At 60.9% G+C, this 16,975-nt stretch carries 18 protein-coding genes; 5 read left to right on the forward strand and 13 right to left on the reverse strand.

The window, feature by feature from the left end; genetic code table 11:
- The first annotated feature begins 260 nt into the window (after positions 1-260).
- The 3 genes from J4D28_RS11320 to J4D28_RS11330 all read left to right on the forward strand — a co-directional run bounded on the left by J4D28_RS11320 (position 261) and on the right by J4D28_RS11330 (position 2,610).
- Positions 261-1,505, forward strand: a complete 1,245-nt coding sequence (locus tag J4D28_RS11320; RefSeq protein ID WP_009050432.1) for a type II and III secretion system protein family protein — start codon at positions 261-263, stop codon at positions 1,503-1,505.
- 107 nt (positions 1,506-1,612) lie between these two features.
- Positions 1,613-2,335, forward strand: a complete 723-nt coding sequence (locus J4D28_RS11325; protein WP_009050433.1) for a lipopolysaccharide assembly protein LapB — start codon at positions 1,613-1,615, stop codon at positions 2,333-2,335.
- Positions 2,336-2,337: 2 nt separating this feature from the next.
- On the forward strand, positions 2,338-2,610 hold the full coding sequence (locus J4D28_RS11330) for a DUF3613 domain-containing protein (RefSeq protein WP_009050434.1): 273 nt from the start codon (positions 2,338-2,340) through the stop codon (positions 2,608-2,610).
- A gap of 74 nt (positions 2,611-2,684) precedes the next feature.
- Here the strand turns inward: J4D28_RS11330 and J4D28_RS11335 are convergent, their stop codons facing one another.
- From J4D28_RS11335 to J4D28_RS11390, 12 genes are all read right to left on the reverse strand, one after another.
- Positions 2,685-3,653: a type II secretion system F family protein gene (locus J4D28_RS11335; protein WP_103331521.1), complete on the reverse strand. Its 969-nt coding sequence runs from the start codon at positions 3,651-3,653 to the stop codon at positions 2,685-2,687.
- Positions 3,654-3,680: 27 nt separating this feature from the next.
- Positions 3,681-4,667, reverse strand: coding sequence for a type II secretion system F family protein (locus J4D28_RS11340; protein WP_009050436.1), 987 nt, complete (start codon positions 4,665-4,667; stop codon positions 3,681-3,683).
- 2 nt (positions 4,668-4,669) lie between these two features.
- On the reverse strand, positions 4,670-6,103 hold the full coding sequence (locus J4D28_RS11345; protein ID WP_009050437.1) for a CpaF family protein: 1,434 nt from the start codon (positions 6,101-6,103) through the stop codon (positions 4,670-4,672).
- A 3-nt stretch (positions 6,104-6,106) separates the two neighbouring features.
- Entirely contained in the window at positions 6,107-7,327 is a 1,221-nt protein-coding gene (locus J4D28_RS11350) for an AAA family ATPase (protein WP_009050438.1), read from the reverse strand.
- Positions 7,321-7,824 carry a TadE/TadG family type IV pilus assembly protein gene (locus tag J4D28_RS11355; protein WP_009050439.1) on the reverse strand — a complete coding sequence of 168 codons (504 nt, stop codon included), beginning with the start codon at positions 7,822-7,824 and terminating at the stop codon, positions 7,321-7,323. Before J4D28_RS11355 ends, J4D28_RS11350 begins: the two co-directional genes overlap by 7 nt.
- The gene (locus J4D28_RS11360) at positions 7,824-8,294 is read right to left on the reverse strand and encodes a TadE/TadG family type IV pilus assembly protein (RefSeq protein ID WP_009050440.1); all 471 of its coding nucleotides are present in this window, start codon (positions 8,292-8,294) and stop codon (positions 7,824-7,826) included. Before J4D28_RS11360 ends, J4D28_RS11355 begins: the two co-directional genes overlap by 1 nt.
- An 8-nt stretch (positions 8,295-8,302) precedes the next feature.
- Entirely contained in the window at positions 8,303-9,640 is a 1,338-nt protein-coding gene (locus tag J4D28_RS11365; protein WP_103331522.1) for a TadE/TadG family type IV pilus assembly protein, read from the reverse strand.
- Positions 9,641-9,677: 37 nt separating this feature from the next.
- Positions 9,678-10,484 (reverse strand): Flp pilus assembly protein CpaB, encoded by an 807-nt coding sequence (gene cpaB / locus J4D28_RS11370; protein WP_009050442.1) that lies wholly within the window; start codon positions 10,482-10,484, stop codon positions 9,678-9,680.
- A gap of 16 nt (positions 10,485-10,500) precedes the next feature.
- Positions 10,501-11,820, reverse strand: coding sequence for an ATPase AAA (locus J4D28_RS11375; RefSeq protein WP_009050443.1), 1,320 nt, complete (start codon positions 11,818-11,820; stop codon positions 10,501-10,503).
- A gap of 14 nt (positions 11,821-11,834) precedes the next feature.
- Positions 11,835-12,353: a prepilin peptidase gene (locus J4D28_RS11380; protein ID WP_009050444.1), complete on the reverse strand. Its 519-nt coding sequence runs from the start codon at positions 12,351-12,353 to the stop codon at positions 11,835-11,837.
- A 27-nt stretch (positions 12,354-12,380) separates the two neighbouring features.
- Positions 12,381-12,572, reverse strand: coding sequence for a Flp family type IVb pilin (locus J4D28_RS11385; protein WP_009050445.1), 192 nt, complete (start codon positions 12,570-12,572; stop codon positions 12,381-12,383).
- A gap of 698 nt (positions 12,573-13,270) precedes the next feature.
- Complete coding sequence (locus J4D28_RS11390; RefSeq protein WP_009050447.1) at positions 13,271-13,462, reverse strand: Flp family type IVb pilin; 192 nt, start codon at positions 13,460-13,462, stop codon at positions 13,271-13,273.
- Between the two features lie 421 nt (positions 13,463-13,883).
- Between J4D28_RS11390 and J4D28_RS11395 the strand changes: the two genes are divergently transcribed.
- Positions 13,884-14,768: an AraC family transcriptional regulator gene (locus tag J4D28_RS11395; RefSeq protein WP_028683224.1), complete on the forward strand. Its 885-nt coding sequence runs from the start codon at positions 13,884-13,886 to the stop codon at positions 14,766-14,768.
- A 67-nt stretch (positions 14,769-14,835) separates the two neighbouring features.
- On the opposite strand, the gene J4D28_RS11400 is transcribed toward J4D28_RS11395, so the two are convergent.
- On the reverse strand, positions 14,836-15,618 hold the full coding sequence (locus J4D28_RS11400; protein WP_009050449.1) for an SDR family NAD(P)-dependent oxidoreductase: 783 nt from the start codon (positions 15,616-15,618) through the stop codon (positions 14,836-14,838).
- Positions 15,619-15,810: 192 nt separating this feature from the next.
- Here J4D28_RS11400 and J4D28_RS11405 point away from each other — a divergent pair, with 192 nt between their 5' ends.
- Complete coding sequence (locus J4D28_RS11405; protein ID WP_038634458.1) at positions 15,811-16,959, forward strand: aldose epimerase family protein; 1,149 nt, start codon at positions 15,811-15,813, stop codon at positions 16,957-16,959.
- Positions 16,960-16,975 lie beyond the last annotated feature (16 nt).

Here is a 16,975-nt window from a genome sequence, read left to right on the forward strand (position 1 = left end):
GTGACGCGCAATGCGCACTCGCACCATTTTTGAGCATTACAGGCAGGCGAGCCTCGACCCGGCGGCGAATCCCCTCGATCGACCAAGCGTTTTTTTACACTTCATAGCAATTTTATCTTTCTGCGCTAACGTCAGTTACAGAAACAGCTAACTGCTGGTTGGTTGCAGCAACACTTGGCGGGCTCTGGTTCAGATGACGGAGAAATGATCCCTGCTGACCGGCCCTTGCGGTTTTCCCAGCCCAAACAAGGAAGCAGTGCATGAACAGTGATTATGTACAGGTGCTCAGGAGAGTGGCGTGGACATTGATGATCGCTGGCCTCCCCACCGGGATGGCCATGGCGGCATCAAATAACTGCGCTGGATTGCAGCCACTGCCGTCGACGGTGGAAGTGGGAGAGGGTCAGCAGACGATAATGCACTCCCCCGTCGCCATTACCCGGTTGGCCGTGGGCGACCCGAAAATTGCCGATGTGTATCTCAATGGGCGGGATTCATACCTGCTGACGGGCATTGCGCCCGGCGCCACCAGCCTGATGGTCTGGACAGCCTGCGACAAGGAACCTCGCCAGAGCATGGTGTTCGTCCAGGGCAAAGGCCCGCATTCGATGGTCAGTTCGCTACTGCCCCCCTCCGAAGACCCGTCTCTGGCCAGCCAGGTGCAGACCGATATCCGCTTTGTCGAAGTCAGCCGCACCAAGCTGAAAGAGGCCGGCACCTCGATCTTCGGCAAGAGCGGTAACTTCCTGTTCAGCTCCCCCGGCACGGTCCCGTTGGTGACGGTGACGCCCGGCAATATCGGTGGCCTCGCACCGAGAATACCGCTCAACAACGGCCAGTTTAATATCGGCTTTGGTGGCGGTAACGTCCTTGGGCTGATCAACGCCCTGGAAGGCAGTGGGTTTGCCTACACCCTGGCGCGTCCGAGCCTGGTGGCGCTGAGCGGACAGAGCGCAAGCTTCCTGGCCGGTGGTGAAGTGCCGATCCCGGTCCCCAGCAGCGGCAGCGACAGTATTACCATCCAGTACAAGGAATTCGGTATTCGCCTGACCCTGACCCCCACAATCGTCGGAAATGACCGCATCGCCTTGAAGGTCGCCCCGGAAGTCAGCGAACTGGACTTCAACAACGGGATTACCGTCAACGGCATCTCGGTGCCAGCCCTGGTTGTGCGTCGCACCGACACCAGCATCTCCCTGGCCGACGGTGAGAGCTTCGTGATCAGCGGCCTGATCAGCACCACCAATACCACGGCCGTGAGCAAGTTCCCCGGCCTGGGAGAGATTCCGATCCTGGGCGCATTCTTCCGTGATTCTTCGATCAGGCGCGAAGAGAAGGAACTGCTGATGATCGTCACCCCGCATCTGGTGCAACCGCTGGCGGTCAACGCCAAGCTGCCGGTACTGCCTGGCGAGCCACTGCGCAACTACGACCCGAACTGGTTCCGTCTGTACTTCCTGGAAAACGGCAATTATGACCAGGCCGCCAGCGGGCTTTCGCAATGAACCAGGGTTCTGGCTCGTCGCTGGCCACGCTCAGGCTCGATGACACCGGACTCGGCAAGTCCGGTGTTGGCCATTCCTCGACAATCGGATTGTTCCAGGAGCGAAAAATGAAAGTAGTCATTGCTGCGTTGGGGCTGCTCATGCTCAGCGGCTGCGCCACGAACGGCAGCAGTGCCTGGTCGAAGCAGGCATGCAGCAAACTGGATTCGGATCAGGAACTGTCGCTGAGCCTGGCCGACGACATGATCGGCGAAGGCAAGCTGCACGCCGGCCTGGCCAATCTGCAACGCCTGCCGGAAGACCTGCCGCAGGTCCGCATGCGCAAGGCCAAGGTCTATCGCCAGCTCGGCCAGAGCGATGCCGAACCGCTGTACCGCAGCCTGCTCAGCACCTGCCTGGCCGCCGAAGGCGAGCATGGCCTGGGTCAACTGGCAGCGTCACGCCACGATAACGCTCTGGCCCTGGAACATCTGAAACGCGCGGCGCGCCTGTCCCCCACCGACGAGAAGATCCGCAACGATCTGGGGGTGGTCTACCTCAACCAGGGGGATACCAGGCAAGCCCGCTTTGAGTTCCTCACGGCCATGGAGCTGAAACAGGACGATCAGTTGGCAACCCTCAACCTGGTGACCTTGCTGATTTATCAAGGCAACTGGAAACAGGCCTCGGACTTGGTCAATCGTGCCGGCCTGAAGCCCGAACAAGTCACCAACGCCAAGGAGCGGGCCGAAAAACTCAGGAACGCGGTGAAGAAGTCAGCTAACGGTCAGGCAGTCAGTGCTACGGATTCGTCGCCATCAAGTGTCAATCAACCAATAACGCAGAGGTAGTGATGAAATACCAAACGCTCAGCTGCCTGGGACTCTTGCTTCTTCCGCTGGTGACCCAGGCTATCGAACCCGGCCCGGCCTCCCTGTCACAACAGCCGACCGAAACCTGGCTGCTGCTGCAGAGTCGTAACCAGGTCAAGTCGCCCATTCCTCAGAACGCCTCGCCCAGCGAACGGGAACTGACCCTGCAGCGCTGGCTGGACAACTACAAACACCCGATCCCCGAGTACTACAAGGAGTACGTAGGTTCGGGTAGTTCGGGTGGTTCAAAGTGACAATGAATCGCGATGGCGTTCAGTTCAGAGGGGGCAATGCCATCCATGCCGATGGCCCTTGCCCCTCCCCTCTTTCATAACTTCCCGAATACTTTGAAGACGCCGATGATCGCCGGTCCTATGGCGACCAGAAAGAAGCTTGGCCACAGGCAGAAGATCAGCGGAAACACCAGTTTGGTGCCGATTTTCGCGGCTTTCTCTTCGGCCTGCTGAGTGCGCCGGTCACGAAACTCCTCGGCATAGATACGCAGGGTCGTCCCCACGCTGGTCCCGAAGCGAATACTCTGCGCCAACAGGCTCACCAACCCGCGAATGTCCTCCAGCCCGGTACGCTCGGCCAGATGCTTGAGCGCTTCGGTACTGGGAATCCCGGCGCGGATCTCGGAGTTGACCAGTGCCAGCTCCATGGCCAGCTCAGGCTGGCTGACCGCTATCTCTTCCGACACCCGCTCGATCGCCTGGGGCAAGGCAAGGCCTGATTCCACGCAGACCACCATCAAGTCCAGCGCATCCGGAAAGGCGACGAGCAAACGGGTCATCCGCGCGTTCCTGCGGCTGTCGACATAGATGGCCGGTACCAGCCAGCCCACCCCCAGCGCCAGGATCACCAGCCCCATCCCCAGCAGCAGCGATACCTTCGGTATCAGCGGCAGCGCCATGACCGCCAGCGCCACCAATACCAATGGCGTCAACAGGCGCACCGCCCAGTACATCTGGACAGCGGCCGGGGAACGAAAGCCCGCATGGGTCAGCAAGGTCCGGGTCGCCGAGGTCTGCTCCTGCTCACCGGAGACAAAACGCTGGCCGACCTGCTCCAGCATCAATTGCAGGTTGCTCGGCGCCCCCTGCCGGTGACCATCGCCACCATGGCCGCGCTTGATCAGCAGCAGACGACGGTGCACCGGGTCCTGTAGCCCCTGCACCAGCAACACCAGGGTGGCCACGGCCAGCAGCACGCTCAGGCCGATGGCTGCGGCAAAGACCATGCGCGCCAGTTGTTCATTACCGACCAGACGATTGATCAGGCTCAGTAGATACTCCATGACCTCACCCCCTACGAGTGATTGTGTTCACACCTGAATCCGGATGATCTTGCGTATCCAGAGGATTCCCAGCAGCATCGCCACAAACGCGCCAAGCACCATCTTCTGTCCCAGCGGCTCATTGATGAGCAGAGGCAGATAGGTCGGGCTCGAAATCACAATCCCCGCCGCCAGTACAAAAGGCATCGCCACCAGGATCCAGCCCGACATGCGCCCTTCGGCCGAGAGCGTCTTGACCTTGCGCTGAAAGCGGAAGCGGCCGCGAATCAAGCTGCTCAAACGATCCAGCACCTCCGTCAGGTTGCCACCCGTCTCGCGATGGATCAGCACAGTGGTCACCAGCATCATCACGGTCATGCTCGGCATGCGCTCCAACAGGCCAAGCATGGCCCGACGCACATCGTTGCCGTAGTTGATGTCGGCAAAGGTCAGGCCGAACTCGTGGGCAACCGGCCCCTTGTGCTCGTCGGCCACCAATTGCAGGGTTTCATTGAACGGATGTCCGGCACGCAGCGCCCGGCACATGGCATCCAGTGCATCCGGCAGCTGCTCCTCGAACAGGGCAAAGCGTTTGTTGCGGTCCCGGGAGATCTTCAGCACCGGCAGCCAGAAGGCCACGGCCGCCGCCGGGAGCGCCACCCACCACAGTTGCGTGAACAGCCACAGCAGCATACCCGCCGCCAGCATCAGGACCAGGCTGAGCATCAGCACCCGATAGGCGCGGTATTCGTGTCCGGCCTGCTCGATCATCTGCGCCAGGGCCTCCATCGCCGGCAACTGCTCCAGGCGCGCCTCCAGCGGGGACAGGCGACGCAGGTATTTCTGGCGCAGTACCGACTGCATGTTCTCCAGGTTACTGGCCCGCTCCAGCAGGTCGAGGCGGCTGCGAATACGCTTGCGCACCTTGCCGGCCTCGCCGAACACCGGCACCGCCACGCTCTGGCTGAGCAGGAATATGGCGGTGAACACCATGCCGAGAAACGCCAGGATAAATTCACTGGGGACTTGATTCATGACTAGCCCTCCATCCAGTCTGGCCGGAACAGGCTGAGCGGCAGCTCGATGCCCCGTTTGGCCAGCACATCGCGAAATGCCGGAACCATGCCGGTGGGGCGGAACTCGCCCAGTACCTCGCCTTTCTCGCCCAGGCCACTGCGCACGAAAGCGAAGATCTCGGTCATGGTGATGATTTCCCCTTCCATGCCGTTGATTTCCTGCACGCTGACCAGCCGCCGCGTACCGTCTTCCTGCCGCTCCAGCTGGATGACCACGCCGATGGCCGAAGCGATCTGCTGACGCAGGGCCTTGATCGGAAAGGTCGCCCCCGTCATCGACACCATGTTCTCGATCCGTCCCAGGGCATCGCGGGCGGTGTTGGCGTGGATGGTGGTCAGCGAGCCGTCGTGGCCGGTATTCATCGCCGTCAACATGTCCAGCGCCTCGGCGCCACGCACCTCACCGATCACGATGCGGTCCGGCCGCATACGCAGGCTGTTGCGCACCAGCTCCCGCTGGCCCACCTCGCCACGGCCCTCGATGTTCGACGGCCGGGTTTCCAGGCGCACCACATGGGGCTGCTGCAGTTGCAGCTCGGCCGAGTCCTCGATGGTCACGATCCGCTCGTTGTGCGGAATGAAACTGGACAACACGTTGAGCATGGTGGTCTTGCCACTGCCGGTCCCTCCGGAGATCAGGACATTCAACCGGCCGCGGACGATGGCCTTGAGCATCAGGGCGATGCCCGGGGTCAGGGTGCCCATCTGCACCAGGCTCTCGGTGTTGAGCAAATCCACGGCGAAGCGGCGGATCGACATGCTCGGTCCGTCGATGGCCAGCGGTGGAATGATGGCGTTGACCCGCGAGCCGTCCTTCAGGCGAGCGTCCACCAGCGGCGAGGACTCATCGATGCGCCGCCCCAGGCTGGAAACGATGCGATCGATGATATTCAGCAGGTGCTGGTCGTCGCGAAAACGCACATCCGTTCGTTGCAGCTTGCCGAAGCGCTCGACATACACCGAGGCATGACCGTTGACCAGGATGTCGGACACACTCGCGTCATTCAGCAGCGGCTCCAGAGGCCCGAGGCCGAGCACCTCGTCGGCGATCTGCTTGAGGATCAACTGGCGGCTGCTGGCATTGACCGGCGCCGAATGCTCATCGAGCAAGCGCTGGCAGATGTCGCGGATCTGCCGCCCGGCCTCGGCCGGCTCCAGGGAGTCGAGGAGCGACAGGTCCATGACCTTGAGCAACTGCTGGTAGATCTTTTCCCGCCACTCGGCCTCCATCGAGCCGAGCTTGGTCCTGGTTTCATAGAGCAGGTCCGGCACACTGGCCTCCCAGGCCATGAGCACGCTGGCGCACTCTTTACTGTCGAGGGACGCGTCCTGCGCCTCTGCCGGTGCCTGTTTGCCGGGTTGCTGACGCAGGCGATTACGAAAGTCGCTGAGCATGGCCTAGCCTCCGAACAGACGATTGAAGGTACGTTTGAACAAACTCTTCTCGGCGACCTCGATTCCGATCAGGTTCTGGGTCAGCTCGCGCAGCGCCAGGGTCACAACCGAACGTGGAGCGTGCAGCTCAAGCGGCACACCGGTGTTCTGACTCTCGCTGACCACCGCATAGTCATTGGGCAGGGTTTGCGGGTTCGGGCAGCGCAGGGCATCGGCAATATCCTTGAGGCTCACCGGCGAGGTCTTGTTGTAGCGGTTGACCACCACCTGTATCCGGTTGCTCTGCACGTTCAGGTCGTCGCGCAGGATGCGGGTCAGGCGGGTGCCGTCCTTCAGATGGCTCAGGCTCTGCTGCAACACGACGTAGATGCGATCGGCCTGTTCGAGCGTGACGCCGGTGAGGTGATCGATCTGCCGTGGCAGATCCACCACCACCCAGTCGTAGGTCCCACGGGCCAGACGCAACAGTTTTTCCAGCTGATCCAGGTGCACATCCTGCGTCAGGCACAGCTCCCCGGTACGCCCGCCCAGTACATGCAAGGTCGGGCTGAAGTGGTTGCAATAGCCACGCAAGGCGATGCTGTCCAGGGATTCGACCTGCTTCAGCACATCCACATGGCTGTGGGTAGGCACCACATCCAGGCAATGCGCCACGCTGCCGAACTGCAGGTCCAGGTCCAGCAGCAGGGTCCTGCCACCGCGGGTGGCAAGCTGATGCGCCAGGTTGCAAGCGAGCATCGAGGCTCCCGAACCGCCCTTGGCATTCATCACCGCAATCACCTTGCCACCGATCCCCAGCTCCGCATTGGCCTCCATGAGCATACGGCCGATGGCCGCCTGCAACTCTTCTGCCGCGACTGGCTCGGGGAGAAAGTCCCGGGCGCCGGCCTGCATCGCCAGGCGCATGCCCTCGCGCTCATCCAGCGGACCGCAGACCAGGAGCGGTGGCCGTTCCTTGAGCGGATGCTGCAACAAGGCCGCCAGTTCTTCACGCCACAGATGGCTGACGCGCAACAGCAGGAAGTCGGGCATCTGCTCCAGCCCATACAGCGGATCGGTATGCCCGTTGCTCACCAGGCGAGTGCTGACCTGCAGATTCGGCAGCCCCTGGCTCAACGCTTTCAGATGATTCAAGGTCGTCGCGTCGCGCCCACTGATCAGCAGGCGTTTGCCTTGCTTTTCAGTAGCAGCAGCGACGACGGGCGCTTCTCGGGTACTCAACATGGTGTGATCTCCGGTGTGACTGCTGCCTGGGGCTGCCGACCGAGGCTTTCACGTGGCACGGTCGACCTGAATACCGGTAGAACAAACACCCCGTTGAACCCAGGAATCAGCAGATTGAAACTGAAATTGGATACCTGTAGCTGGACATACCGAATGGCGACAAAGCCGTTGCTGCCGCTCAGATCGTTGGGGTTGGCGACTACCGCGCCATTGGCGTCCAGATAAACCAGGTTCAGGTTGGCGGACGTCAGGTTATTGAGCAGGCTGCTCGGACCGCTGTCGGTGGAAGCGTTGAACATCGCCCGACGCAGAATCACCGGATCGGCGATATCGCACACCGCCGCCAGGCGGGCGCCGCGACGCACGGTTTCATTCAGGGCATTGACCGTGAAGTACAGCCGGCCCATTTCCAGTACACCGAACAACACGGTGAACAGCACCAGGCTGGTGATCGCGAACTCGACGGTGTACAGCCCCCGCATACCTTTGACGTTCATCACAAGGCCCTCATGACGACAGTGGAAGTCAAGGCCAGGCCCAGCGGCACGTTGCTGCCATACAAGACGGGCAAGGCACTGCCGATCACCGGCACATAGGTGTAGGTAATGCTGACCTGGACATGCTCGGCCCCCACCGCGGTGACCGTGACATTCGCCGGCGTCAGCCCCGACACCACCGCCGGGTAACCATTGGGGTTGGCGGGCACGCCATAGACAGCGACGTTCTTGGCCTGGGCCTGCAGCGTGCCGCTCAGGTCGAGCTTGCCGAGGGTGGCGTTCCACGCCTTGTCAGCGACATAACGCCCGGCGTCGCGACTGGCCTGCATCAGGCTGTTGTACTGGAACAACATGCGGCCGAACTCGGCGAAGGTCAGCATCAGCAACAGCAGCAGCGGCAGCGTCAACACCAGCTCCACCATCGCCAACCCACCCTGGTTGCGCGGCGACCTGAATCCTGTGCGTCCCATAAAGCCTCCTAAGAGTCGGTACTTGGCGTCTGGCTGTTGTCGATATAGGTCTTGTACAGCTGGATGATCTGCGGCCCGGTGGTATTGGCCGGGTTGGGACCAGGCACGTTGTCGCCTTCGCACACACTCTGGAACTGACCGAATATCTGCGACTCATTGCCCTGTTGCGATGCAGGCTGCAGGACGAAGTAGCAACCGAAACCCAGCACCGGTATCGACGACGCCCCGTCGTTCTTGCCCGAACAGTCACCGATCACGATCTTGATGATCCGCCGTTCGAACGCCCCGCCGTTCTGGCAGCCACCGCCGCTACCGGCAACGCAGCTGGCGGAGTCCTGGACCCAGTCGTGGTAGTCGTACAAGGCGCTGCCGGCCGCGGACAAATTGCCGCTGCTCGAGGTAACCGCCTGATTGTTGTACTGGATCTGCTTGAGCGCATCGTCGTAAGTGAACGACTTCTGGTTGACCGTGATCACCAGGTCCGGTGGATAGTCCGCCGCCTTGAGACCGCCGGAATACTCGTTGAAGCGCGTATTGAGGCCCTGCGAGGCAGGCCCGACGGTGTTCCCCGGCTTGGTCTGGACATTCGAACCGACGCTGTTGCACTGGCTGATACCGCCTGCCAGCCCCTGCCTGACCGTGCTGCCGCCCGAGCCGAAATCGAGCAGCTGGAAGTTGCCGGGGCCAATCGGCGAGCTGTTGCCTGCGGCGGTTTTCAACACCTGCGGATCGCCGAACTGGAACCCCCAGAACATCCCGGTGGACGGGTTGTTTTTCGTTGGATCGCCGCACACCATCAGCGGCGTGAGGTCGCAAGGGCTGGCGGGGCTTGGCCCGGCGGTAGCGACCGCGCTCACGAACTTGTTACCGACGCCATTGCCCAGGGTCTGAAAGACGCCCCAGAAGAATCCGGCCAGGGAATAGTTGGTGACCGTCACCCGCACATAGCTCGCATTGGCCGGCCCGGGGAAAGAGAAAGGTCCATAGACAGTGGACGCCAATTCCACCGTGGCAAAACCGCCGACATTGTTGCCGATGGCGGCGGCCAGTTCCTGATTGCCGCTGGCACTGGCATTCAGGGTCAGGGTATTGAGCGCAGCGGTCTGCGTCAGGCTCGCGGCCCCTGTCGTGCCCATGACCGTGCTGAGCGTCTTGGCACCGCTCAGCGCCGCCGCATCCACCGCATTCTGCAGGCGGGACTTGTTCACCAGCATATGGCCGCCATCCAGCGCCAGGGCCCCCATTAGCAGCATCGCGGCCAGGGCAATCACTACCAGTACAAGCATTGCGCCGCGCTGCTGCCGAGGAAATGCACTCAATGGCTGTTGGATACGCGCACTCATCATCAAGCCCTCATTGTTCGTCTATGTCGTACCCGATCATTTACAGCTGGGACTTCACAACGTTGACCTCGATCCCGCGGATCACCGTGATCCCGCTATCGCCGCTGGCACGACGCCGGACAATCGGCCGCACCACGGGAGGGGCAGGCACTTCCTGGATCATCGCGACCGGCTCGACCATCGCCGGTTGCTTCTGGTTGTCCAGCGGGTTGCGCAGGGCCAGTTGCAGCTTGCCGGCCGCCATCCCCTTGACCAGTTCCTCGGCCTGCTGGGGGGTCATTTCCAGGGTCACGGCGCGCACGACCACCGGTTGGGTCTTGTCGGTACTGGCCGTCTGGTCCACCGCCAGCACCCGCAGGTCTTCCAGGATGGTCTTGGATTCGGCGTCGCCGGTATTGCCGGTCTGCCGGGTAGCCAGCACATCGACCCGGTTACCCGGCAACAGGAACCCACCCACGCCGACCACGTCGTCCACCCGGACCGAGATCGCACGCTTGGTGGGCTCGATCAGCGACGCCAGGGTGCTGCCGCCCAGGTGTTCGGCCAGGCGCGCACCACGCAGGATGTCGCCGCGCAGCATGGAGAAGGTGGCGATCTTGCCCACGACCTTCTCGGTCGCGTCGAAAGCATCTTCGGGCACGGTCTCCTTGGGCATGCGGACCAGCGCGACCTGCTGTGGCTCGACCATTTGCCCGAAAGCGATTTCCACGGTCGCCACCACCACGTTCTGCTGGTTGTCGTCGGGGGTGGCATTGAGCCTTGCATTGAGCCAGGTGTTGGCCATCCATGCGGCGCCCAGGCCCAGGACCACGGACAAGGCCACCAGAGTGAAAGTACGAGAACTCATGTCGAAATCTCCTTACTCAAAGAAAATCGAGCTGGACGAAGTAGCTGTGCCAGGCCCATTCCAGTTCCAGGGTTGACAGTGGTCCGCTGGCGCCCACATAACGCTGGCGATCGAGCGCCATGCTCAAGAGATCCCGTGGGTGGCAAGGCACCAGCGGCATGTTTTCAGCGCCATAGAGCTCATCCAGGACGTAGCGCAACAGCAGCGGGTCGTATTGGATGTTCAGGCGCTCTGTCTCTTGAATCCAGATACGTTCGTACTCCTCGGGCTTGAGGTAGCCGAACTGCAGCTTGTAGCCAATGCGCCGCAGGAACGCCTCGTCGGCCAGTTCCAACGGGTTCAGGTTGGTGGAAAACACCAGGATCAGGTCGAACGGCAACTCGCAGTGCCGGCCGCCGCCGAGGTTGAGGAAGTCGCGTTTCTCCTCCATCGGCACGATCCAGCGGTTGAGCAATTCCGCGGGCGCCATGCGCTGGCGCCCCATGTCGTCGATGACGAACAGGCCATTGCTGGCCTTGAGCTGCAACGGCGCCTGGTACTGGCGAGTGAAGGGGTCGTAGCGGATATCCAGCTGTTCCATGGTCAGCTCGCCGCCAGTGATGATGATCGGCCGTTCGCAGCACAGGAGCCGGCGGTCGATCCCTTCGTTGAGCATCAGGCTGTTCTGCGGATCGCCGACATCCAGGCGTCGGTGTACCTGGGGGTCGTAGATCTCGATCACCGCGTCGTTGATCGCAATTGCATGGGGCACCCAGACGGACTCGGAAAACAGCCGGATCAACCGGCTGCTGACATAGGTCTTGCCCGTCCCCGCCGGCCCGTAAATCATGATGGCGCGCCCGGAATTCAGGGCCACGCCCAACTGATCGAGCATGTTCTGCGCCAGCACCATGGAGCCGAAGGACGCCTGCATGTCCCGGGCACTGATACGGCCATGGTGAATGGTCTGTACCTTGAGCAGCGAGCGGTAGGCGCTCACCGGAAAGGGCGCCGCGCCGATATAGCCACTGCGCGACAAGGCATCGCGGGCAGCATTGCGGCCGCGCTCGGTCAGCCCGTAGCGCAAGCCCTGGCCACCGGCCTGGCCAAGGATCTCGACCCGATGATCCTGGCGCAGGAAGGTCAGGACCTCTTCAACCACCGCCCCCGTCAGCGCCAGGCGCTCTACCAGTCGGGGCATGTCCAGTACGCCCGCATCGTGCAGATGCTTGCAGACCAGGTCTCCGAGGAAATTGTCCGCCAGCCCGGTCTCGAGGATCGTGCGTGGCTGTGGAGCCAGTCGCTGCACTGCTTCCCGGTCATTGCCGGTCGGACGGCTGTTACTGATGGCGTACATAATGTTCTCCTGAGCTACTGGCCAAGGGGCAACCAGAGAAAGCTGGCCAATGTGCCGAGCAGGATCGCAACCGAATAGGGAAAGGGTTTGCCGGCCACTTCATCATCCGCCGGCGGAAAATAGGCCTTGGCTCTCACCATCTGCCAGTAGCGCCCCATGGTCTGTTGAACCTGACCACGTACCAACACAATCAGTACCCCGCACGCGCCGCCGGCAATCAGGCTGAAAAACGCAGCCCAGAGGGCGTGCTGCGGAGTGAGAAAGGTGCCAACCATGGCCATGAGCTTGACGTCGCCGGCTGCCATCCCGCCAAAGGCGTACAGGGGAAGAAAAACGACAAAACCGATCGACATGCCCAGCAGTCCATAACCAAACCCGATGACGCCTGAGGAATAGACCTGGCCGGCCATCCCCAGTCCCAGCCCCAACAGCACCAAGAGGTTGGGAATACGGTGGCGACGAAGATCGCTCACCACCGCAATCCCCAGCAGTCCCAGCATCAATGCAACAACGAACAATTGCTCTTTGCCCATGACTGCAGCCCTCGGTGGAAATTGGTGTTAGCAGACTTGACCCTGGACTGCGCATCCCAGGCTGGTGATGGCAGTGGCCACGTTGCCGCCCAAAGTGATAAATGCGGCAACAGCGCCCAAAGTGATCAGGCCACCGGCCACGGCATATTCCACAATGGTCAGGCCGTCTTCGTCTTTGGCGAACTTGATAACCAAAGTCTTGATCGATTGCAGATTCATTTTCCCACCTCACTCAAGTGTTTTTATGTAAGAGCAGCACTCTCGTACTGCCTGGTTGAACATTAGTCAGGGGAACATTGGAAGGGTTAGGAGTTTTTTGCTGATCGTTAGGACTTTATTGCTGTTGTTGAAAGATGCAAAAAAACACCAGGAACAGCACATCCCCAAGGAACAGGTGGCTTATCTAAGGAAGGAATAATTGAAGAGCCGCCTTGAAACAATCTCGCCCTCGACGCGAGACCGGCCGAAGCCACAGCCGACAAAGACAAAAGCCCCGGCCATGTTTGTTGCAAAAAAACCATAGTGCGAAACGAAGTAACCCAGGGTTTTCATATCAGGATTTGATCTTCACGCGAGCAATACAGCGACGATACTCCAGAAGCTGCAAAGAGAATTTGCAGGCCGCTGCAGAGCGATGGAGCCGTGCTCGGCCAAAGGATCACTCGCGACTTGATCTCGCTCGAGACCAAGACTGGAGCCATCCATCATGTACTGTGCGCTGACTGCACATACCGATTGCGGAGGCTCCATCTGTCCAGGCGAGAGTAGACAGAAAAGGTGGGAAAACACACATGGACCACAGGTACGGCCTCAGCCCGAGGGAAACCGCTCATCGCAGCCAGACCCGAGAAGTCTGGCTGCGTACGAGCAACAAGCAGCTCCAGCCCAGGACCGAGGACTCGGCACAACGGCTGTCGTTAGCACACCTGGCCCTGAACAGCGCAACCCAGGCTGGTAATGGCGGTGGCCACGTTGCCGCCCAGGGTCACGAACGCGGCAACGGCGCCCAGCGTAATCAGGCCACCGGCCACGGCATACTCGACGATGGTCAAACCATCTTCATCCTTGATGAAGGCCAGAACCGAGGTTTTGATTGTTTGCAGTTTCATCTTGTTCACCTCATATAAGAAAAGTTGCTTTAAGGCGATCAGTATTTGTGCCGCCTGACTGAATCCTAGTCAGGGGCTAACACAAAGAGTTAGGAGTTTATTGCCGGTTTCTAGGACTTTTTTGCGCCACTTGGCAAGACAGCAAAGAAACTCCAGTGAAACTAAACCTGGCAGATGGATTTTTTCATAAAAGGAACTGTTCTCATATAACACTAAATTGATTCAGCTGTGCCCAGTGCTGCAAGAAAAGGCGATCGCAACAGCAAGGAGCTGCCTGTGACTCTTATCTCGCTGTCAGACATAGAAGGTAATCAAGAAAATTTATGAAGCGCTATCAGAACTTGATCCTTTGCCCGCAAAGCACAATGGCGATACTGACACCCCAGGAAGTGACAGCGAGACACCAGGAAGGAATAAGGAAATGAAACCTGAGTCGGCCCAGAAACCCTCTCTGTTATGGTTCGACCTCACGCGCGACCGATCGTCTGAAGAACTGATCGCGCTGTTTCGCCCAGCCTGCGATTGCCGGGTGTCGAAAGACGCGTCTCTGCCCGAAAAGGACACTCATCCCGTACCGGACATGATCTGCATGCACTATGACCGCCCGGACATGCCGGGGCTCAATCTGCTGCTGGAGATCAAACACAAGATTCCCTCCATTCCCATCGCCATGTTCACGGTGCAGCACTCCGAAGAACTTGCGGTCTGGGCCATGCGTTCGCGGGTCTGGGAATACATGGTGCTCCCGCTCTCGAGTGCCGAGATCCGGCGCTTCCTGCATGCGCTGAAGCAGCTCTACGAACTGCGCCACAACGGCGGCCCCGGCAACAAGACGCTGCAGATCGAACACGGCCCGTCCCTGCCGGACAGCATCCGGCTGACCGTAGAGCACCAGAAACATCAGGCACTCAGCGATGTGCTGCTGTACATCGAGCAGAATTTTCGTGAAAGCATCGACCAGAAAGAGCTGGCCAAACGTTGTGGCATGACCACGTTTCGCTTCAGCCGGCTGTTCAAGGAGGTCCATGGCCTGGGGTTCATGGACTACATCCTGAGCAAACGCATGGATTGCGCCAAGAATCTGCTCGACAACAGCCAGATGCCCATCACCAGCATCGGCTATGAAGTCGGCTTCAAGGACCCGTCCTACTTTGCCCGCGCCTTCAAGCAGTTCGCGGGCGCCAGCCCCAGCGAATACCGGCAACGCCGAAGAAGCCCGGAACTGGTAAAAAAAGAAGAGGCGGAACTGGAGCAAGCGCTGTCGCAGGTGATCGACAGCCTGCCGCTGCGTATCGAAGGCCGATGAACTTGAGCACCCGCTCGCCGACGCCGCGCCACCATTCTGGCAAGGCCACGGCGTCGTTCGCCGGGTGCTATACCCAGCCGCCATCGACGATGAAGTTTTGCGCCGAGCACATGGCGGACGCATCGGACGCCAGGAACAGCGCCATCTGCGCGATATGCCCGGGCTCCACGCTGCCCGGCAGGCATTGGCTGCGGCTGATCAGCTCGCGGGCGGCATCATCCACCCACAACGCCAGCTGTTTCTCGGTCATCACCCAGCCGGGCACCAGGGTGTTGACCCGGATCCGCCAGGGCCCCAATTCCCGCGCCAGGGCCCGGGTCAGACCGTGGGTGGCCGCCTTGCTGGCCGCGTAGACCGGGTACCCGCTGGAGGCCATCATCCAGCCGATGGAACCCAGGTTGATCACGCTGCCGGCGCCGGCGGCCTTCATCATCGGCACCACCGCCTGGCTGGCGAAAAAGGCGTGCTTGAGATTGACCGAGATCAGCTTGTCGAATTTCGAAGAGTCGACTTCCTCCAGGCTGTGCCGCACATCATTGGCGGCATTGTTCACCAGCACCGTGACAGGCCCCAGCGTCTGCGCAAAACGCTCGATCGCGGCCTGGTAAGCGGCCTCGTCGGTGACGTCGCAGGGCGCGAACGCCACGCAATGGCCCTGCGCCGATAACCGGGCTGCCAACGCCTCGCCCTGGCTTTGCGCCATGTCCACGAATGCGACCCTGGCGCCTTGCTGGGCAAAGGCGCAAACCAGGGCTTCGCCAATTCCCGAGGCGCCACCGGAAATCAATACGGTCTTGCCGTTGAGATCCGCGTACACAGCCTGCATGCCAGCCCCTTTCTCATTGTTCATATGACGGTTCCTGCGCAGTGATCATTTCTGTTCGGGCCAGCGAAGCATTCCGGTATCTCTGCTGCGCCGACCAATTAGTCTTATTTTATATTGTAAAAAAGCCAATCAAAGCGATAAATTTGTGGGAGCAACAATGAAAAAATGCAAATTAGTAGAACTATTCCATTCAGAACAACAAAAGGAAGTTCAACCATGCCGCACTCCCCCTACCGGCTTTCCGGCCTCGGCCTGTCGCTGCTGCTTGCCAGCCTCGGCGCCCAGGCCGCGGGCCTGTCCAGCGAACACAAAGCCTTTGGCACGACCCTCGACGGTAGCGCTGTCGAGCAATATGTGTTGCGCAACAGCCATGGCCTGCAAGCCACGGTCATCACCTATGGCGCGGTCCTGCAATCGTTGAAGGTGCCGGATAAGAACGGCGCCTTCGACGACGTGGTCCTGGGCTTCGACGACGTCCAGGGCTATCAGCGCGGCACCGCGTTCTTCGGCGCCACCATCGGCCGCTACGGCAATCGCCTGGCCGGCGGGGCGTTCGAGCTGGACGGCCAGCGTTACCAGGTGCCCCTCAACGACGGCCCGAATTCGCTGCATGGCGGCGCCCAGGGCTTCGACAAGCGCGTCTGGAAGGCCCGGCCGATCAAGCGCAAGGACGCTGTCGGGGTGACCTTGAGCTACCTGTCCAAAGACGGCGAAATGGGCTTTCCCGGCAACCTGCAGGTCGAGGTCACCTACAGCCTCAACGACAACAACGAGCTGCGCATCGAGTACAGCGCCTCCACCGACAAACCCACGGTGCTGAACCTCACCAACCACAGCTACTTCAACCTCGCCGGCGCCGGTAACGGCGATGTGCTCGCCCAGCTCGCCACCTTGCACGCCAGCCACTACACGCCGGTCAACGCCAAGCTGATTCCGACCGGCGAACTGGCCCCGGTCGCCGGCACGCCGCTGGACTTCCGGCAACCGACCGCCATCGGCCAGCACATCAAGGACGATCATCCGCAGCTCAAGTTCGCCGAGCCGAAACAGGGTGGCTTCGACTTCAACTGGGTGCTCGACGCCAAGGGCGACGTCGGCCAGCTCGCCGCCGAGGTGCGCGACCCGCAATCCGGTCGTCGCTTGCAGCTCTACACCAGCGAACCCGGGGTGCAGTTCTACACCAGCAACTTCCTCGACGGCACGCTCAAGGGCAAGGCGGGCAAGACCTACAGCCACTGGGGCGCGTTCACCCTGGAGACCCAGCACTTCCCCGACTCGCCCAACCAGCCGGACTTCCCCAGCACCCGGCTGAACCCCGGCCAGGTCTACAGCCAGGACACCGTCCTGAAGTTCTCCGCCGACTGAAGCGCGGTAGCCACCA

Origin of the sequence: Pseudomonas sp. GW531-T4, from assembly GCF_017349615.1 — a bacterium.
GTDB lineage: Bacteria > Pseudomonadota > Gammaproteobacteria > Pseudomonadales > Pseudomonadaceae > Aquipseudomonas > Aquipseudomonas chlororaphis_I.